Source organism: Phytohabitans flavus, assembly GCF_011764545.1.
GTDB lineage: Bacteria > Actinomycetota > Actinomycetes > Mycobacteriales > Micromonosporaceae > Phytohabitans > Phytohabitans flavus.
On sequence record NZ_AP022870.1, the window covers coordinates 2,927,923 to 2,946,581 of the forward strand.

At 71.4% G+C, this 18,659-nt stretch carries 14 protein-coding genes; 7 read left to right on the plus strand and 7 right to left on the minus strand.

What is annotated here, in order from left to right:
• Positions 1 to 36: 36 nt before the first annotated feature.
• Positions 37 to 801 carry an alpha/beta fold hydrolase gene (locus Pflav_RS12815; protein WP_173036372.1) on the plus strand — a complete coding sequence of 255 codons (765 nt, stop codon included), beginning with the start codon at positions 37 to 39 and terminating at the stop codon, positions 799 to 801.
• A gap of 49 nt (positions 802 to 850) precedes the next feature.
• Entirely contained in the window at positions 851 to 2,143 is a 1,293-nt protein-coding gene (locus Pflav_RS12820; protein ID WP_332107752.1) for an MFS transporter, read from the plus strand.
• A 241-nt stretch (positions 2,144 to 2,384) separates the two neighbouring features.
• On the opposite strand, the gene Pflav_RS12825 is transcribed toward Pflav_RS12820, so the two are convergent.
• Together Pflav_RS12825 and Pflav_RS12830 are read right to left on the minus strand one after the other, a co-directional pair.
• Positions 2,385 to 3,161 carry a TIGR04222 domain-containing membrane protein gene (locus Pflav_RS12825; RefSeq protein ID WP_269474495.1) on the minus strand — a complete coding sequence of 259 codons (777 nt, stop codon included), beginning with the start codon at positions 3,159 to 3,161 and terminating at the stop codon, positions 2,385 to 2,387.
• Between the two features lie 39 nt (positions 3,162 to 3,200).
• Positions 3,201 to 3,686: a MarR family transcriptional regulator gene (locus Pflav_RS12830; protein ID WP_173036374.1), complete on the minus strand. Its 486-nt coding sequence runs from the start codon at positions 3,684 to 3,686 to the stop codon at positions 3,201 to 3,203.
• Positions 3,687 to 3,752: 66 nt separating this feature from the next.
• Here Pflav_RS12830 and Pflav_RS12835 point away from each other — a divergent pair, with 66 nt between their 5' ends.
• The 3 genes from Pflav_RS12835 to Pflav_RS12845 all read left to right on the plus strand — a co-directional run bounded on the left by Pflav_RS12835 (position 3,753) and on the right by Pflav_RS12845 (position 6,864).
• The gene (locus tag Pflav_RS12835) at positions 3,753 to 4,421 is read left to right on the plus strand and encodes an NAD(P)-dependent oxidoreductase (protein ID WP_173036375.1); all 669 of its coding nucleotides are present in this window, start codon (positions 3,753 to 3,755) and stop codon (positions 4,419 to 4,421) included.
• A gap of 75 nt (positions 4,422 to 4,496) precedes the next feature.
• Positions 4,497 to 5,543 (plus strand): L-glyceraldehyde 3-phosphate reductase, encoded by a 1,047-nt coding sequence (mgrA, locus tag Pflav_RS12840; RefSeq protein ID WP_173036376.1) that lies wholly within the window; start codon positions 4,497 to 4,499, stop codon positions 5,541 to 5,543.
• Between the two features lie 532 nt (positions 5,544 to 6,075).
• Positions 6,076 to 6,864 carry a hypothetical protein gene (locus Pflav_RS12845; RefSeq protein WP_173036377.1) on the plus strand — a complete coding sequence of 263 codons (789 nt, stop codon included), beginning with the start codon at positions 6,076 to 6,078 and terminating at the stop codon, positions 6,862 to 6,864.
• A gap of 57 nt (positions 6,865 to 6,921) precedes the next feature.
• On the opposite strand, the gene Pflav_RS12850 is transcribed toward Pflav_RS12845, so the two are convergent.
• From Pflav_RS12850 to Pflav_RS12865, 5 genes are all read right to left on the minus strand, one after another.
• Positions 6,922 to 12,435, minus strand: coding sequence for a ThuA domain-containing protein (locus tag Pflav_RS12850; protein ID WP_173036378.1), 5,514 nt, complete (start codon positions 12,433 to 12,435; stop codon positions 6,922 to 6,924).
• A gap of 593 nt (positions 12,436 to 13,028) precedes the next feature.
• On the minus strand, positions 13,029 to 13,154 hold the full coding sequence (locus Pflav_RS47355; protein WP_269474496.1) for a hypothetical protein: 126 nt from the start codon (positions 13,152 to 13,154) through the stop codon (positions 13,029 to 13,031).
• Between the two features lie 38 nt (positions 13,155 to 13,192).
• On the minus strand, positions 13,193 to 13,837 hold the full coding sequence (locus Pflav_RS12855) for a response regulator (RefSeq protein WP_197938953.1): 645 nt from the start codon (positions 13,835 to 13,837) through the stop codon (positions 13,193 to 13,195).
• A gap of 35 nt (positions 13,838 to 13,872) precedes the next feature.
• Positions 13,873 to 14,832, minus strand: coding sequence for a PrsW family intramembrane metalloprotease (locus tag Pflav_RS12860; RefSeq protein ID WP_232071325.1), 960 nt, complete (start codon positions 14,830 to 14,832; stop codon positions 13,873 to 13,875).
• 95 nt (positions 14,833 to 14,927) lie between these two features.
• Complete coding sequence (locus tag Pflav_RS12865; protein ID WP_173036380.1) at positions 14,928 to 16,676, minus strand: pyruvate dehydrogenase; 1,749 nt, start codon at positions 16,674 to 16,676, stop codon at positions 14,928 to 14,930.
• A 98-nt stretch (positions 16,677 to 16,774) separates the two neighbouring features.
• On the opposite strand from Pflav_RS12865, the gene Pflav_RS12870 reads away from it, so the two are divergent.
• Together Pflav_RS12870 and Pflav_RS12875 are read left to right on the plus strand one after the other, a co-directional pair.
• Positions 16,775 to 17,143 carry a response regulator transcription factor gene (locus Pflav_RS12870; protein WP_197938403.1) on the plus strand — a complete coding sequence of 123 codons (369 nt, stop codon included), beginning with the start codon at positions 16,775 to 16,777 and terminating at the stop codon, positions 17,141 to 17,143.
• Complete coding sequence (locus Pflav_RS12875) at positions 17,140 to 18,612, plus strand: sensor histidine kinase (protein ID WP_173036382.1); 1,473 nt, start codon at positions 17,140 to 17,142, stop codon at positions 18,610 to 18,612. The genes Pflav_RS12870 and Pflav_RS12875 overlap by 4 nt, the downstream gene beginning before the upstream one ends.
• Positions 18,613 to 18,659 lie beyond the last annotated feature (47 nt).

Genomic DNA, 18,659 nt, shown 5'->3' on the forward strand with positions numbered 1-18,659 from the left:
CGCCCCTGGGGCAGCAGACTGACGAGGGGCGACACGATGAGAGTGGCATCGAAGGACGGCACGCCGATCGAGTACACCCGGGAGGGCAGCGGTCCGGCGGTCATCCTGGTGGGCGGTGCGCTCGACGACGGTGCGGAAAACGCGGCGCTCGTGCCCGCGCTGGCGACCGACTTCACGGTCGTCAACTACGCGCGGCGCGGGCGGGGCGGCAGTGGCGACACGCCGCCGTACGCGGTCGAGCGGGAGATCGAGGATCTCGCGGCGCTGATCGCCGAGGCCGCCGAGCCCGCCCACCTGTACGGCGTCTCGTCCGGCGGGATGTTCGCGCTGGAGGCGGCCGCCGCCGGGCTGCCGGTCGCGAGGCTGGCGCTCTACGAGGTGCCTTACGACCCGTCGCCGGGCGCGGCGCCACGCTACGACGAGTACCGCGAGCGGCTCGCCGAGGCGCTCGGGGCGGGGCGGCGGGACGAGGCGCTGGCGCTGTTCATGCGGCTGGCCGGCTCGTCGGACGACGACATCGAGGGCGCCCGCACCTCGCCGTACTGGTCCGCGCTGGAAGCCCTGGCACCGACGCTCGCGTACGACGCCGTCCTCTACGGGCCACCCCCGGCCGAGCGGCTGGCCACCGTCACCCAGCCCACGCTGGTGGCGACCGGCGGCGCGAACGAGTTCTTCGGGTACGCGGCGGACGCGGTCGCCGCGCTGCTGCCGTCGGCGGTGCGGGAGACGTTCGGCGGGCAGGGGCACGTCGCGGACCCCAAGGTGGTGGCACAGGCGCTGCGCCGCTTCTACCTATGCTGACCGGAAACACAGTCGACCTACCCCGGCCGGTCGTGCACGATCTTGCTTTGTGAGGGGCCTGCTGCGCCGGATGGCGCTCGACGTCACGCCGCTGCGTACCTCGCGGGACTACCGGCTGCTCTTCGCTGCCAGCGGGGTGTCGGGCTTCGGGTCGTTCATCACCTACGTCACGATCCCCTTCCAGGTGTACGCGCTCACCGACGACCCCCTCCTCGTCGGCCTGCTCGGCGTCTGCGAGCTCGTACCGCTGCTGTTCATGGCCTTTGTCGGCGGCGCGCTGGCCGACTACCTCGACCGCCGCGCGCTGGTCTTGGGCGCGGAGGTCGCGTTCACCGCGCTCTGCGGCGTGCTGCTGGTCAACGCGCTGCTGGACCGGCCGCACCTGTGGCTGCTCTACCTCGTCGCCGGGCTCACCGCGGCCATCGACGGCATCCAGCGGCCGGCGTTGGAGGGGCTCACGCCGCGCGTCGTCAAGCCCGACGAGATCCCGGCGGCCAGCGCGCTCAACGGGCTGCGGATGCAGATCGCCCAGCTCGCCGGCCCCGCGCTCGCCGGGGTGCTGATCGCCTCGATCGACATGGCCTGGGTGTACGCGGTCGACCTCGCCACGTTCGCGTTCTCGCTGGTGTGCCTGTCGCTGATCAAGGCGGTGCCACCCCCGCCGGACGCGGAACGCCCCTCGCTGCGCTCGGTGGTCACCGGCCTGCGGTACGCGCGGAGCCGCCCGGAGCTGCTTGGCACGTACCTCGTCGACATCAACGCGATGTTCTTCGCGATGCCGCAGGCGCTGTACCCGTTCATGGCCGGAAGGCTGGGCGGCCCGGCCGTGCTCGGCCTGCTCTACGCGGCACCCGCGGTCGGCTCGCTGCTGGCGACGGTCACGTCCGGCTGGACCGGGCGGGTACACCGGCACGGGCTGATGGTCGTGATCGCCGCCGGCCTGTGGGGCGTGGGCATCATCGGCTTCGGGCTGGCCAACTCGCTCTGGCTGGCCCTGCTCTGCCTGGCCTTCGCCGGCGCCGCCGACATGGTCTCGGGCATCTTCCGGATGACCATCTGGAACCAGACCATCCCCGACCACCTGCGCGGCCGCCTGGCCGGCATCGAGATGATCTCGTGGGCGACCGGCCCGCTGCTGGGCCAGCTCCGCTCCGGCGTCGCCGCGCGGTACATGGGCATCGGCGGCTCGGTCATCTCCGGTGGCATCCTCTGCGTGGCCGGGACGCTGGCGCTGGCCGCCGCCATGCCGGCCTTCCTCCGGTACGACGGTCGCGACGGTGCGGCCAAGAAGAAGACCGCGGACGAGGAGTGGGCCGCCCGGGCGTCGACCTCCGTGGCTTAGGAGGCGGCTCCAGTCCACCCCACATCCTGCCCGACCAGAGTCTGTCCACAATGGCATTCAGGATGGGGATTAGAGCTACCGCGACGTCCGCGGTGGTCCGGACCGCTGCTCCCGCAGCCTCACCCTCCGCGCTTCACACCCCACCCGTCCTCGGCCCGACGCAGGCATCTATCTCGCCGTAGGCAAATATCGGGGTAGCCACCAGACCGCACGACGCACGAACCTTGATGCCAGAAGGTCTTCAGAAGCCGGAGACTGGGTTCTCTTTGTTGATCTCGCTCATCGCGGTGTCCGTCCAGTCTCCGTAGTCGATGTTGCGCTGCCGGAGGCGGCGGGTCCAGCGGCCGCCGTCCAGCAGGCCGGCGCTGCGGGCGGCAACCGGCGCGATGGCCAGCAGGGCGGCGTCGCCGTACAGGGCGACCACGGCGCCGACCCGGACCGGCGACCACGCCTCCACGTCCGCCGTGCGCGCCTCAAGGTCGGCGACGTCGGCCGCGTACTCACCGCGGAGGCGGCGTAGCGTCCGGGCTCCGGCTATGGTGCGGCGGGGCAGGAACCAGACGCCCGCGGCGGCGCAGACCACGACCGCGAGGACGCCCGTCGCGGGCGGGAGCACGTCGAACGACACCAGCCGGGCGGTCGCGACGCCCGATACCACCGCGAGCGCGAGCGGCACCGTCACCCGGACCCATACGCGGCGCAGCAGCCCGCGCCGCTCCAGGCCGCGGCGCACCTCGCCGACGGTGGCCCGGACGCGGGGCATCTCGCCGACCTCACGTGCGCCGCGCCAGCCCAGCAGCGCCGCGAACAGCACCTTCTCCAGCGGCTCCCCGTCCCGCGGCGAGCTGCCGACGCGCTCGATCCGGCCCCGCCGGTTGCTGTTGAGCCGCCCGCGCCGCAGCAGCATGACGAGCCCGGCCCGGATCGTCGCCCACCGGCCGCCGGCGAGGCAGGCGATCTCCGTCACCAGCAGCTCGCCGTCCCCATGCGTACCCCTCATGCCGGCAGTGTGCGCCACACCCGCCCGTCGGATCCCTACCAAAACGCGGCCGAAGCCTCAGCCCCGCCCAGCGAGGTCACCTGTGGCGGTCGCGCCGGCTTCGGTGGTCTTGCGGAGGAAGTCGGCTAGGAGCTTGAGCTGCTCCTCGTCGTAGCCGGCGCAGATGTCGTCCATCGCCCCGTTCATCCCGGCGTAGAGCGCGAACACCTCCCGCCCCCGCTCCGGCAGCGCCCGCACCGTGACCGCGCGCCGGTCGGCCGGGCCGCGCTCGCGGGCGACCCATCCGGCCTGCTCGAGCCGGTCGAGGATGCCAGTCACCGTGGCCGGGTGCACCCCCGCCTGGCGGGCGAGCGCGGTGGGGCTGAGCGGCCCGTGCCGGCTGATCAGGTCGAGGCAGTCCAGGTCGACCTCCCTGAGGTCGAGGTGGGTACCGACCTGGCGGTTGAGCATCGAGAGCTGGTTGCGCAGGTCGCGGACCGAGTCCTTGATCTGCGTCGTGAGCTGCCGACGGGCGCGCTGGTTTCCAGATGTTACGGGGCTCATATTGTCTGGACCTCAAACTCAAATATTATGGAACTCGTATCGTACGGCACCGAGAGGACAGCACCGATGAAGCTCACGGTCGTGGCCGCCACCGGCGGTATCGGAAGGCACCTGGTGGAGCAGGCAGTCGCCGCTGGACACGAGGTGACCGCGGTCGCCCGCCGCCCGCGGGGGCTGCCGGAGGGCGTACACCCTGTCGCAGTCGACCTCGCCGCCCCCGCCATGGCGGCGCTGGGCGCGGCCGTGCGCGGCGCGGACGCCGTCCTGTCCGGGCTCGGCCCCCGCGACCCGCGCGCCGACGTGGGCATCACCTCGCGCGGCACCCGCGCGATCGTCGCCGCGATGCAGGCCGAGCACGTGCGGCGCATCATCGTCGTCAGCGCCGCGCCGGTCGGCCCGGTGCCCGTGCCGGGCGAGCCGGCGCCACCTCGGCACGACCCCGGCGACGGCTTCTTCATGCGGCATCTGGGGGCCCGGTTCGCCCGAGCCATGTTCGGCCGGCACTACGCGGACCTCGCGCTCACCGAGCAGATCCTGCGCGAGAGCGGCCTGGAGTGGACGGTCTCCCGCCCGCCGAAGCTCACCGACAAGCCGCTGACCGGCCACTACCGCGTCGCCCTCAACCGCAACATCCGGGGCGGCTTCTCGGTGCCCCGCGCCGACGTCGCGCACCACATGCTCCGTATGCTCGACGAGCCGGAGACGGTCAAGCAGGTGGTCGGCATCGCCAGCTGACTCATACGCCAGCCTGCTGAATCGCATCTCATTCTGCTGTTGGACGGCACAGGCCCCGGTGGCGATAGTAAGATCATGAGTTACGTCGCCGCATCGGACCGCTACAGCAGCGGTATGCAGTACCGCCGGACCGGCCGCTCGGGCCTCGACCTGCCAGTCCTGTCGCTGGGCTACTGGCACAACTTCGGCGATGACAAGCCCTTCGAGACGCAGCGGGCGATCACCCGGCGCGCGTTCGACCTCGGCATCACGCACTTCGACCTGGCCAACAACTACGGCCCGCCGTACGGCTCCGCCGAGGTCAACTTCGGCCGCCTCGTGCGCGAGGACCTGCGGCCGTACCGGGACGAGATCGTCGTCTCGACGAAGGCCGGCTGGGACATGTGGCCGGGCCCGTACGGGCAGGGTGGCGGCGGCCGCAAGTACGTGCTGGCCAGCCTCGACCAGTCGCTGGGCCGCATGGGCTTGGAGTACGTGGACATCTTCTACTCGCACCGGTACGACCCGGACACCCCGCTGGAGGAGACCGCCTCCGCGCTGGACGCCGCGGTCCGCGCGGGCAAGGCGCTCTACGTGGGCATCTCCTCCTACGACGCCGAGCACACCCGCCAGATGGCCGCACTGCTGCGCGAACTCGGCACGCCGCTGCTGATCCACCAGCCGTCGTACTCGATGCTGAACCGCTGGATCGAGACCGAGGGCCTGCTGGACGCGACCGCCGAGGTGGGGGCCGGCGTCATCGGCTTCACCGCGCTCGCGCAGGGCCTGCTCACCGACAAGTACCTGACCGGCATCCCGGACGGCTCGCGGGCCACCCAGGGCAAGTCGCTTGACCCGCAATCCATCGACCAGACCCGGGTCGCCCAGCTCAACGCGCTCAACGACCTGGCCGGTGGCCGCAGCCAGAGCCTCGCCCAGCTGGCGCTCGCCTGGGCCCTGCGCGACCCGCGAGTGACCTCGCTGGTGATCGGTGCGAGCAGCGTGGGCCAGCTGGAACAGAACGTGGCCGCCCTGGACAACCTCGCCTTCACCGACGACGAACTGTCCACGATAGACAAAATCCTGGACACCGGTACCGCCTCCGTCGACATGTGGCGCGCCGCCCGGGAAGGCACCCTTTAGACTAAATTCCAAACAGCGAGGTATTGGCCCCGGTCCGCGCCAGTCGCAGACCGTATGCTCCCGCGGGCACCGCTGCGGCCGGCGGCTCGCTGGCGCTCCCCGAGATCCCCGACCTCCGCTGCCACGTCCGCGGTCCAAGCCCAACCCCGACCCCGGCGCGGGAGATCGTGGTATCGAACTGCCCCTCCAGGGGCAACTAAGTACCACGATCTGCCCGGCGGCGTCCGTCGTCGCGCCGATCAAGGCAAACCGAGCGGGCTTCGGGCGCATGCCTACCCTTTGGGTAGACCCCCGCCCGACCGCCGAGCTAGGTCAAGGTTGGGCTTGGAGCGCGGACCAGGCAGCGAAGGTCGTGGTCGGCCCGACCACGCCCCCGGGGTGAGCTTGCACAACCGCGGAGGGTGAGGCCGCGGGAGCGACGGTCCGGACGACCGCGGACATCGCGGTAGCTCAATCTCCTTGGTTTTGGACCTTTGTCCGCGACAGGACGCCGACCCTCTGAAGAGGCATGGGATGGGTGAGGCTTGCGCAGGTGGCGCACAATCCGGGCGTGGTGTGGTGGCGGCGCAGGCCTGAGTGTCCGGTACGGCCGGTCGAGCAGGACTGGATCGAGCGGTCGATGGACTGGTTCGTCGCGGAGTTCGGTACGGCGGTGCTCGCCGGCCCGATCGTGCTGCCGACGGACGACTACTTCCCCGGCGCCTACGTGGGCAGCCGGGCGGATGTCGAGCGGGTGATGGGGCTCCTCTGCGGGCACATGGGCGTCGACCCGGAGCGGGTGGAGCTGGAGCATTTCTCGGACGAGGATAGGACGGAGCTCTCCTCGCACGTGCCGCTCAACACGACGTGGTCCGGGGCGGCGGGCCATCACCGGATGCGCGATGGGCGGTCGGTCATCGGGATCCGGGAGCAGCAGGCGCGCCGGCCGATGGCGCTTGTCGCCACCATCGCGCACGAGCTCGGGCACGCCCTCCTGATCGGCAGCGACCGGATCTCCGTCGGCGAGCGGGAGGACCACGAGCCGCTCACCGACCTGCTGACCGTCTACTTCGGACTGGGTATCTTCACCGCCAACGCGGCCTTCGAATTCTTCCACGAGGCGCGCGGCGGGATCACCTACACCGGCCGGAACACCTACACCAGGACGTCCCGGCTGGGCTACCTGACCGAGCCGATGTACGGGTACGCGCTGGCCCGGTACGCGTGGCTGCGCGGGGAGAGCGACCCGGACTGGGCCGACCACCTCGACACGAACCCGCGCTCGTTCCTCATGCGCGGCCTGCGCTACCTGGCCACCATCGAGCCGGCCGGCCGGGCGTAACGCGAGCGCGGCCCGCTCGACCACCGTGGCGATCGAGCGGGCCGCGAACCCGTCAGGTCACGCCGGGCCGCTGATGATCGCGGTCAGCGCGTCGATGTCGCGGGTCAGCACCACGCGTACGTCCGCGTCCGGCACCAGCGCGGTGTCGGTGGCCAGCACGCGGAGCGCGGCGAGCTGCTGTAGCGCCCGCTTGTCGTTGCCGGCCGCCTCCGATACACGGGCGGCCTCCAGCTTGTTCGACAGCTTCTGGTGAGCCGACTTGGAGAGCTGGCCCGTGCTGCGGAAGCGGTCGATCAGGTTCTGCACGTCGCGGAACGACGTTTCGACGTAGAACCGGACCGTCGTGGTCGTGCGGTTGCCGGCCTTGTCGGTGGCGGTGACGGTCAGCTCGTGCATGCCCAGCCCGAGGTCGTACAAGGGCTGGACCCGCCCGCTGGCGTACGCCGCGCCGTCCATCGTGCCGACCGTCGTGGCGATGCCGGACGTCGGGTCGACCGCCTGGTACGTGATCCGTACGTCCAGGCTGTCGCCGTACACCCCGCCGTCGGCCACGCCGGCGACGATGGTGGTCGGCCTGGTGCCGTCGACCTTCACGATCGCCGACTTGAGCGCCTCGGCGTTGCCGGCCGCGTCCGTGGCCCGGTAGCGCAGCTCGTGCTCGCCGTCGCCGGTGATGTCGACCGGACCGGTGTACGCGGTCCACGGGCCGCCGTCGAGCGACCACTGGGTCGTGGCCACGCCGGCACCGCCGTCGGTCGCGGTGAGCGTCACGGGTACCGCGCCCGCGTGCCAGCCGTTGTCGTTGGCCGGCGCGAACGCGGCGGTCGTGAGCGGTGCCGTCCCGTCGGTGCGCAGCGTCACCGTACGGGTCTGCTCGACGTTGCCGGCCTTGTCGGTGGAGCGGAAGCGCACCTCGTGCTGACCGTCACCGGTGACGCCGAACGGTCCGGTGTAGACCGTCCACGTCGTACCGCCGTCCACCTGGTACTGCGTGGACGCGAGGCCGCTGCCGCCCGGCTCGTCGGAGGCGGCCAGCGTGACCGTCGCCGCGCCGGTGTACCAGCCGCCGGACTGCGGGCCGGTCAGCGACGCCTGGGTCGACGGGGCGGTGGTGTCCGCGCCGCCGGTGGGTGCGCCGTAGACGTTCAGGTCCCACAGCGAGTAGCCCCACTCGGTGCCGCGCTCCGCGCAGTACACCCGCACGTAGCGACCCACGCCGGCGACCTCGATGTCGTCGATGCCGCCGTCGCCGTTCGTGGTGCTGTACACCGGGGCCCAGTCGGTGCCGTTCGTCGACGTCTGGATCTCGTACGACTTGGCGAACGCCGCCTCCCAGTTGAGGCGCACGCGGCTGAGGTCGTACACGGCGCCGAGGTCCACGCTGATCCACTGTGGATCGCTGTGGACACTCCCCCACCGGGTGGAGGCGTTGCCGTCGACCACGTTGCCTGGCACGTGCGTGCTGTCCGGCTCCACACTGGACGCCTCGGTCGGCTTGCCACGGGCGAGGTCGTCGCCGGTGGTACCGCCCGCGCGTACCCGGATGTTCCGGTAGCTGATCTCCAACCCGGCGCCGTCGTTCTGCACGCCGATGTAGCCGTTCGCGATGGCCCGGTTGCTCATGTAGTCGGTGATCTTTACGCCGTTGAGGTAGACCTCGACGTGCTGCCCGCTGACCCGGATGTCGTACGAGTTCCATTCACCGGGCTCGTTGAGGTTGGCCTCGCGCAGTGCGGTGTCCGGCCCCTTGAAGCTGTACACGCTGCCGGTCGTGCGGGTCGGGTCGTTGTCGGTGGCGTCGATCTGGATCTCGTGTCCGCTGTCGACGGGTTTCCACGGGTCGTCACCGGGGTCGGGGAAGCCGATGAAGACACCGCCGTTGTCGTCGCCCGGCATCATCCAGTCGACCTTGAGCGAGTAGTCGCTGAACGTCCGGACCGGGAACCACAGCAGGCCCATGCCGCCGACCGAGCTGATCGTGCCGTTGTCCAGCGTGAACCCGCCCGGACCGGCGTGCTGCCACTGGTCGAGGCTGGCCTGGGTGCCGTCGAAGAGCGGCGTGTAGCCCGCTTCCGGCCGGCAGTCCCCGGCCGCGTCGCCGGCGGCCAGCCGGATGCCGCCGAGCAGCATCTTCAGGTAGTTCTCGTCGGCGAACGACTCGGTGGTGTGCCCCATGCCGGTGTACCAGGAGCGGCCACCGTCGTAGCGCTGGCACCACGTGATCGGGTGGTCGGCACCCATGCCGCCGCCGCTGTAGCTGGACTCGTCGAGGTTGGCGAGCACCTTCACGTTGCCGCGCGGGTTGGTGCGGTAGTTGTACCACTCGTCGGTGCGGGTCCAGGTCGGCGGAAGGTGCGCGGTGGACGGGTTGGCCCGGTCCTCGAAGCGCACGGTCGCCTGCTGGGTCGCCGGGTGCGACTGGAAGTACGCGCCGACGAGGCCGCCGTACCACGCCCAGTCGTACTCGGTGTCGGCCGCCGCGTGGATGCCGGCGTACCCGCCGCCGCCCCGGATGTAGCCCTCGAACGCCGCCTGCTGGTTGGCGTCGAGCACGTCACCGGTCGTGGAGAGGAAGATGACCGCCTTGTACTTGGCGAGATTTTCCGGGGTGAAGGCGGCCGCGTCCTCGGTGGCGTCGACGGCGAAGCCGTGCTGCTCGCCGAGCCGCTCGATCGCCGCGACGCCGGCCGGGATGGAGTCGTGCCGGAAGCCGGTCGTCTTGGAGAAGAGCATCACCCGGTAGCCCGGCGGCTCGCCGCCCGTCGTCTCGCCGAACACGTTGAAGTCGAACAGCGAGTAGCCCCAGGCGGTGGTGCGCTGGGTGCCGTGCATGCGTACGTAGCGGCCGGATCCCTCGAACCGGATGTCGTCGATGCCGCCGTCGCCCGCGGTCGTGCTGTAGACGGTGGTCCACTCCTGGCCGTCGTTCGAGGTCTGGATCTCGTACGCCTTGGCGGAGGCGGTCTCCCAGCTCAGCCGTACCCGGCGTAGCTCGTACACCGAGCCGAGGTCGACCTGGATCCACTGTGGATCGGTGTACTCGCTGGACCAGCGGGTGGTGGCGTCGCCGTCGACGACCAGCTCGGGCACCCGGTACGCCTCGTAGGTGGAGGAGGCGACCACCGGGCGGCCGCGGGCGAGGTCGCCGTTGCCGGTACCGCCGCCGAGGAACGTGAAGCTGTCCACGTTGAACAGGTCACTGCCGGCGGCGCCGCTGAACGTGAGGTACATGCTGCCGGTGCCGGCGGGAGCGGCGATCGCGGCGTTCACCGTCGTGAAGTTTTCCCAGCCGCCGGTGCCGGGCACGGTGAGCGTGCCGGCGACCGGGCCGTCCGGGGATCCGGTGCGCACCTGGATCTGGCCCCCGCCGCCGGCTCCGGCGGAGACGACCGCGCTGATGCCGGTCACCCGGTCCAGGTCGTACGGGCTGAAGCCGACCCACTCACCATTGTGGATGGAGCCGACGAAGCTCCCCTCGGCGCGCGGGCTCGCGGTGACCGCGACGTTGCCGCTGGAGGTGGCGAAGTGCTCGGCCTGCCGGTGCCTCGGCTGGATGACGATCTGCGAGTTTCCGGCGAGTCCACCGGCGTCCGTGTACGACGCGTCGATGACGCCGAAGAGGTTGTCGCTCGCGTTGTGCTCGCTGTTCGCGGTGGTGTGCAGCACGCCGGTGCAGCCGGTCTCGCTCGTGATCGGGTGGCCGTGCTGGTCGTGCCCGAGCACGAAGCTCACCGTCACCTTTGAACAGTCCACCGTGGAGTCTTCCGGGTCGGAGACCGTCACGGTGTACGGGATCGCGTCGCCGAAGCCGAAGACCGAGCCCTCGACCGGCGCGGTGATGGTGACCGTCGGCGCGGTGTTGCCGACCGTGACGGTGACCGTGGCGTTGCCGAAGTTGCCGGCCGTGTCGGTGACGGTCACCTTCGCGGTGTAGCTGCCGTTGTTCTGGTACGTGTGGGTGGGGCTGGCCGCGGTGGAGGTGCCGCCGTCGCCGAACGTCCAGGCGTACGAGAGCTGGTCGCCCTCCGGGTCGGTGGAGCCGGTCGCGTCGAACGCGACGGTCAGCGGGCCGGTGCCGGAGGTCTTGTCCGCGTCGATCACCGCGGTCGGCGAGCGGTTGCCGCCCGGCGCGGTCTCGATGCGGTACAGGGCGGAGTGCTCGTCGCCGTTGAACCAGCCGGCGCCGTAGTCGAGCACGTAGAGCGCGCCCTCCGGGCCCATCGCCATGTCCATGATGTGCTTGTGGGTCCACGGGAAGGCGGCGATCGTACCGGCGCTGCCGTCGCCGTCCGCGGTGATCGTCTTGATCCAGTCCTGGGTGAACTCACCGGCGAAGAACTTGCCGTCGAAGCTTTCCGGCAGCTTGGTCGCCGAGTCCAGGCCGGCGTCGAAGCGGTAGACCGGGCCGGCCATCGGACCGCCGCCGTTGCCCAGCGGCGAGGACATGCCGCCGTCGTACGCGATCCAGGCCGGCTGCGCCGGGGGCAGCTCGCGGAGGCCGGTGTTGTGCGGTGACTCGTTCACCGGCGCGGCGCAGTCGAACTTGGGGCCGGAGGTGCCGGTGGCGAAGTCGTAGTCGTTGTAGGGCGTGTTGTAGCCCTGGCAGTACGGCCAGCCGAAGTTGCCCGGCCCGGTGATCCGCTCGAACTCCTGGTGCCCGCCGTCGCCCCGGTTGGGGTCGGCGGCCTCCGCGTCGGCGGCGTAGTTGCCTACGTACACCGTGCCGGTGGCCTTGTCGACGGAGAGCCGGAACGGGTTGCGGAAGCCCATCGCGTAGATCTCCGGGCGGGTCCGCGCGGTGCCCGGCGCGAAGAGGTTGCCGGCCGGGACCGTGTACGTCCCGTCGTCCTCCGGGTGGATCCGGAGCACCTTGCCGCGCAGGTCGTTGGTGTTGCCGGCGGTACGCTGCGCGTCGAAGTCCCAGCTGTACCCGTCACGCTCGTCGATCGGCGTGTAGCCGCTGGACGACCAGGGTTGGGTGTCGTCGCCGGTGCTCAGGTACAGGTTGCCCTGCGCGTCGAAGTCGATGTCGCCGCCGACGTGGCAGCACATGCCCCGGTCCGCGGTCACCTGGAGCAGCTTCTTCTCGCTGGCCAGGTCCACTGTGTTGTCCGGCCGCAACGTGAAGCGGGACAGCTGGTTGTGGCCCTGCCAGCGGGCGAAGTCGGCGTCGGTGCCGTTGGACGGCGCGTCACCGGCCGGTGTGGAGGCGAGCACCGGCGCGTAGTACAGGTAGATCCAGCGGTTCGACGCGAAGTCGGGGTCGGCCGCGATGCCTTGCAGCCCCTCCTCGTCGTGCGTGTACACCGGGATCGTCGCGGCGAGCTTGGTGCCGCCGACCGGGTCGGTGGCGAAGATGCGCCCGTCCCGCGACGTGTGCAGTGCGGTGCGGTCGGGCAGCACGGCCAGGGACATCGGCTCGCCCATGGCGGCCGGTCCCTTGGCGAGGGTGACCTCTTGCAGGATCGGTTCGGCGGCCTTGGCCTGCGCGGACGCGGGGGTGGCCGGAACGGTGAGTGAGGTGAGGACGAGTGCGGCACAGGCCAATGGCGCCAAAAGGCGACGGCGCATCGCGCGCTCCTTCCCGTTGAGTGATGACTCAGCGGATCGAAGTGGGACAGGGCGCGCCGCCGCACCTGGAACAGGCCGTAAGAACAATGTGGACAATCCGGTCAGGGGCCACCGTGCCACCGCGCGGCCAAAGATCGGATGTGTGCTGACGCGAATGTACCGGCGGCCCGGTGACCCGTCAACGAGTGATCAGCAGGCCGGCGTAGTCCCCGGCACGTGTGGCCGGAAGATTTGGGCTACCGCGATGTCCGCCGGGCACCGGACCGCTGCTCCCGCGGCCTCACCCTCCGCGGTTCACAACCACAACCCCGGCCGGTCTGGTCGACGCGGTCGACGCCGCCGTGAGATATGGGCCGAGCTGGAGGCCGCCGACGCATCCCGGTGGCCCCGGCCCGCCGGGCCGGTGCTGTTTTGGTTTGTGTAGCGCGGAGGGTGAGGCCGCGGGAGCAACGGTCCGGACCACCGCGGACATCGCGGTAGCCCAAATCTTGAAATAGATCCTCTCGTGCTCTCGAAATAAGCGTCCGCGACGCGCACGGCAAGCTCCGCCTCCAGCTCGCCCTCGCGCTCCGGCGCCTCCACCGCCATCCCGGTTAGGTTCGGAAGAAGATGTTGACGCAGACGGTGGCCACGACGGACAGCACCAGCGACGCCACGATCATCAGCAGGCAGCCGGGCCCGCCGCCGAGCGACCTGATCTCCACCTTTCCGATGCGCACGTACCCGAATACCCCGGACGGGCGGCGCTAGTCGGGGGTCAGCGGGCGTCGAGGAACGTGAGCACCGCGAGCACCCGCCGGTGGTCGTCGTCCGCCTCGGCCAGCGCGAGCTTGGCCAGGATGTGCCGCACGTGCTTCTCCACCGTGCCCTCGGTCAGCCAGAGGCGGCGGGCGATGCCCGCGTTGGAGCGCCCCTCCGCCATCAGCGACAGCACCTCGCGCTCCCGCGAGCTGAGCGCGGCGAGCGGGTCGTTGCGGCGGCGGGCGGTGACCAGCTCCTGGATCAGCGCCGGGTCGACCACCGAGCCGCCCCGCCCGACCCGGCCCAGCGTGTCGATGAACTCGGCCACGTCGCTGACCCGGCTCTTCAGCAGGTAGCCGACCGCGCGTCCGCTGGCCAGCAGCTCCATCGCGTGGTCGAACTCGGCGTGCGCGGAGAGCACCATGATCGCCATGTCGGGGTGCTCCTGGCGGATGGCGCGGGCCGTGTCAAGCCCCTCGGTGGTGTGCGTCGGCGGCATCCGGATGTCGATGACCGCCAGGTCGGGGCTTGTCTCCCGGACCAGGGCCAACAGCGCCGTGCCGTCGCCGGCCTGGCCCACCACCGCCAGGCCGGAGCGCTCCATGAGGCTCGCCAGCCCTTCGCGGAGCAGAATGTCGTCATCGGCGATGGCGACCCGCAACGGGGTCGCCTCGCCGTTCGCTGTCATGGTCAGGATTATCGGGCATGCGCCACCCGCGCGGTGGCCTGCCTCCGCCAGCGCAGCCACAGCAGCACCACGCCCACCGCGGCGTCCGCGGCCAGCAGGCTCCAGTTGAGGATCGTGTACAGGTGCACCTGGGTCTGCGTTACGCCGGGCGCCTGGCCGAGCTCGATCATCCGGAGCTGGCTGGCGGTGCCGGTCAGCAGCAGCGTGAGCCACACCGCCACGATGCCGGCCGCGTCCCACATCGCGTGCAGCGCCGAGACCACCAGGAACCAGCCGAACACCGAGCCGCGCGGCCTGGGCCGGCCGTTGCGGGCCCGTGCCGCGGTGGCGAAGAGCACGCCGCCCAGGATCGCGGTCCACAGGCCGTGGCCGACCGGGGCGAGGGCGCCGCGCAGGGCCTCGGTCTCCACGACGTTCAGCAGGGAGAGGCCGCTCGGGGTGAAGAGTGAGGTGAACGCGTAGCCGGCGCTCTCCAGGGCGGCGAACCCGAAGCCGACCGAGGCGCCGAGCACCATCCCGTCGCGGACCGTGTAGCGGGTCAGGTGGCGGGACAGCAGCCACAGCGCGCCGAGCTTCACCGCCTCCTCGATGAGGCCGACGCCCACGAAGCCGAGCCCCGAGGGTTGCCGTAGCAGCGCCGACTCCAGCACCGAGGCGCCCAGCACGCCGAGCACGCCGCCGACCACGAACGCGGTGAAGATCCGCTGCGGGGTCAGCACGCCGTCGGCGCGGGCGAACGCGAACGCCACGAACGTGACCGGCACCAGGAAGCTGCCGAGCAGGATCACGGTCGGGACCAGGTTGACGTTGAGCGTGGCGAAGGTGATCAGCACGGTCGCCGCCCACAGCGCGGCGCCGACGAGGAAGAGCTTCAGCCAGCTCGGCATGTGACGGCGGTGCCGGACCGCCGCCTGGGGGTAGGCCGCCGGGTACGGTGCCGGCTCGACGAGAGAGGTCATAGCGCTCATACGAAGAGGCTCGCAACGAGGGCGCTCTCCGCGCTTCGCTGCCAGCCTCCGTTTCGAGTACCCGCTAGCAGGTACTTGCCTTACCGGGTATCCCTCTACCGGGTAAAGGAGGGGCGCGGGATGTTGCGGAGGTTGGCCGCGGCGAGGTCGACCATCTTGCCCACCCCGCCTTGGAGCACGACCTTCGTGGCCGCCAGCCCGAAGCCCTTCACCTCGCCGGGCGTGACATGAGGCGGGATGGCAAGCGCGTTCGGGTCGGTGACCAGGTCGACAAGCGCGGGGCCGGGGTGGTTGAGAGCGTCACGGAACCCGCCCAGCACCTCGACCGGGTCCTCGATCCGCACCGAGTGGATGCCGAGCGCCCGCGCGACCGCCGCGTAGTCGACCGGGCCGGTGTCGGTCGCGAAGTCGGGCAGGCCGTCGACCAGCATCTCCAGCTTGACCATGCCGAGCGAGGAGTTGTTGAACACCACGATCTTCACCGGGATCTGCTGCGTGGCCACGGTGATCAGCTCGCCCATCAGCATTCCCAGCCCGCCGTCGCCGGACATCGAGATCACCTGGCGGCCGGGGTAGGCGAGCTGGGCGCCGATCGCGTGCGGCAGCGCGTTCGCCATCGAGCCGTGCACGAAAGAGCCGATCATCCGGCGCCACCCGTTCGGCGTGAGGTACCGGGCCGCCCAGACGTTGCACATGCCCGTGTCGACCGTGAAGATCGCGTCCTCGGCGGCCAGCTCGTCGAGCACGCGGGCCGCGAACTCGGGGTGGATCGGCATGCTGTGGTCGATGTCCCGGGTGTATGCCTCGACGACGTCGCCCAGCAGCTCCGCGTGCCGCTGGAGCATCCGGCGCAGGAAGCCGTCGTCCTTCTGCTCCACCAGCGGCGTCACCGCGCGCAGCGTGGCCTCGACGTCGCCGTGTACGGCCATCTCGAGCGGGGTGCGCCGGCCGAGGCGGGTCACGTCGTGGTCGACCTGGATGGTGTGCTTGCCGGGCAGGAACGCGTCGTACGGGAAGTCGGTGCCGAGCATCAGGAGCAAGTCGGAGTGGTGCATCGCCTCGTAGCAGGCGCCGTACCCGAGCAGCCCGCTCATCCCCACGTCGAACGGGTTGTCGTACTGGATCCACTCCTTGCCGCGCAGCGTGTGCCCCACCGGGCTGGAGAGCTTGGTGGCCAGGTCGATGACCTCGGCGTGCGCGCCGCGGGTGCCCGCACCACAGAAGAGCGTCACCGAGGTCGCCTCGTTGAGCCGCTCGGCCAGCTCGCGTACCTGGTCCTCGGCGGGCGCCACCCGGCCGGTCGCCGCGACCTGCACGCTCGCGCCGGTCGGGTTCTGGGGCGCGACGTGCATGAGGTCACCGGGGAGGACGAGCACGCTGACCCCGCCGCGGCCCAGCGCGTGGCCGATCGCGACCCGGGCCAGCCGGGGCAGCTGCACCGGCCGGCTCACCAGCTCGCAGTAGTGGCTGCACTCGCCGAACAGCCGCTCCGGGTGCGTCTCCTGGAAGAAGCCGGTACCGAGCTCGCTGGCCGGGATCTGCGACGCGATGGCCAGCACTGGCGCGCCGCTGCGGTGCGCGTCGTACAAGCCCTGGACCAGGTGGGTGTTGCCCGGCCCGCAACTGCCGGCGCACACGGCGAGGCGGCCGGTCAGCTGCGCCTCGGCGGACGCGGCGAAGGCACCCGCCTCCTCGTTGCGCACGTGGACCCAGTCGATGCCGTCCGTACGCCGGATCGCGTCCACGACGGGGTTGAGGCTGTCGCCCACCACCCCGTACACCCGCTCGACACCGGCCTGGCGCAGGACGTCGATCAACTGCTGAGCCAGAGTCGGATCACTCATCAATCCGACTTTAGTGGCGAATCGCCCAGCTCACCGGGTGAACCGATTACCTGCTACCAGGAATGCGGGTGCCTCGTACCGCTGCCATGATCGGGGGCATGCTACGGCGCTGCCTGATCGTCGACGACAACGAGCGGTTTCTGGCCGTCGCCCGCACGAGCCTCGAGCGGGACGGCCTCGAAGTCGTGGGCACCGCGTCGACGGTCGCGGACGCGCTGGACAAGGCCGACCGGCTGCGGCCGGACGTGGTCCTGGTGGACGTCGCGCTCGGCGCGGAGAGCGGGTTCGACCTGACCCGCCAGCTCGTCGAGCGCCACCCCGACCTGCGCGCCCGGGTGGTACTGATCTCGACCCGCCGCGAGGAGGACTACGCCGACCTGATCGCGCTCAGCCCGGCCGCCGGGTTCGTGTGGAAGGCGCAGCTCTCCGCCGGTGCGGTGCGCGAGCTGGTGGCGGGTAGACCTTGACGACCGCCGGGCTGGCCCTCCGCGTGGGCGCGGGCCGCTGGCTCGGCGGGTTGCTCGCCGGTGCGGTGGGCGTCGCGGCGGTGACCACGGTCGTCGCCCTCCTGGAGCCGAGCCTGCCCGCGCTGGGTCTGCTCCCGCTGTACCTGCTGGCGGTCCTGCCGGTCGCGGTGCGCTGGGGTGCCGGCCCGGCGGCGGTGGTCTCGGTGGCCAGCACGGTGCTGCTCGGGTACCTGTTCCTGCCGTCGAGCCGCCGCCTGTGGTTCGCCGAGGTGGACAACGCCGCCGCGACCGGCGTCTTCCTGGTCACGGCCGTCGTGGTCGGCAACCTCGCGGCCCGGCTGCGGCGGGCGGCCGAGCACTCGGCCCGCCTCTCCGCCGAGCAGGCCGCGCTGCGGCGGGTGGCCACGCAGGTGGCCCGCGAGGCGCCGCCGGAGGAGGTGTTCGCGACGGTCGTCGGCGAGATCGGCCGCCTGCTCGGCGCCGACTCCGCCGCGATCGTCCGCCTCGACCCGGACGGGCTGAGCACGGTCATCGCCCAGGACGGCGACGGTCCGGAGCGGCTGCCGGTCGGGAGCCGCTGGTCGATCGAGCCGCCGCTGGCGCTCGGGGTGGCGCTGCGCACCGGCGAGCCGGCCCGCCGGGACGGCTACGAGGAGGTACCGGGCGAGTTCGCGGAGCTGCTCCGGCAGGTGGGCGTCCGCTCGTCGGTGGCGATCCCGGTGGTGGCCGGTGGCCGCACCTGGGGCGCGCTGGGGGCGCAGCGGCGCGGCACCGCGTTTCCGGCCGACGCCGAGCAGCGGATCGCGGAGTTCACCGAGATCGTGGCGATCGCGATCGCGAACGCGGAGAGCCGTACCCAACTCGCCGCCTCCCGGGCCCGGATTATCGCGGCCACGGACGCCACGCGCCGGCGACTGGAGCGCGACCTGCACGACGGGGCGCAGCAGCGCCTTGTCTCGCTGGCGCTGGAGCTGCGCCAGGTGGAGAGCGCGGTACCGGCGCAGGTGCGCGCCGACCTCGACCGGATGGCCGGCGACCTGACCGAGGCCCTCGACGAGCTGCGCGAGCTGTCCCGGGGCATCCACCCGGTGGTCCTCTCCGAGGGCGGGCTGGGTCCGGCGCTGCGCGCGATCGCCCGCCGCGCGCAGGTGCCGGTCGAGCTGGACGTCCGCACGGCCGAGCGGTTTCCCGAGCCGGTGGAGGTGGCCGCGTACTACGTCGTCTCCGAGGCGGTCACGAACACCACCAAGCACGGCGGCGCCTCGTACGTCGAGGTCACGCTCGACGCCGGTGCGAATGCGCTGGCATTGCGGGTACGCGACGACGGCGCGGGCGGTGCGGACCCGGCCCGCGGCTCCGGCCTCACCGGCCTGCGCGACCGTGTCGAGGCGCTGGGCGGCTCGATCCACGTGACAAGTCCGGCCGGTGCGGGTACGACGATCGAGGTGTCGCTCCCGTTGGCCCGGTAACCGCCAGCCACCGTGATCTACTCTCCGCGTCCGACCGGTACCATGCG

Coding starts and splice junctions, on each gene's coding strand:
- Pflav_RS12865 (WP_173036380.1), bottom strand. CDS start 16,676: ATGAGTGATCCGACTCTGGCTCAGCAGTTGATCGACGTCCTGCGCCAG.
- Pflav_RS12860 (WP_232071325.1), bottom strand. CDS start 14,832: ATGAGCGCTATGACCTCTCTCGTCGAGCCGGCACCGTACCCGGCGGCC.
- Pflav_RS12870 (WP_197938403.1), top strand. CDS start 16,775: ATGCTACGGCGCTGCCTGATCGTCGACGACAACGAGCGGTTTCTGGCC.
- Pflav_RS12835 (WP_173036375.1), top strand. CDS start 3,753: ATGAAGCTCACGGTCGTGGCCGCCACCGGCGGTATCGGAAGGCACCTG.
- Pflav_RS12815 (WP_173036372.1), top strand. CDS start 37: ATGAGAGTGGCATCGAAGGACGGCACGCCGATCGAGTACACCCGGGAG.
- mgrA (WP_173036376.1), top strand. CDS start 4,497: ATGAGTTACGTCGCCGCATCGGACCGCTACAGCAGCGGTATGCAGTAC.
- Pflav_RS12850 (WP_173036378.1), bottom strand. CDS start 12,435: ATGCGCCGTCGCCTTTTGGCGCCATTGGCCTGTGCCGCACTCGTCCTC.
- Pflav_RS12830 (WP_173036374.1), bottom strand. CDS start 3,686: ATGAGCCCCGTAACATCTGGAAACCAGCGCGCCCGTCGGCAGCTCACG.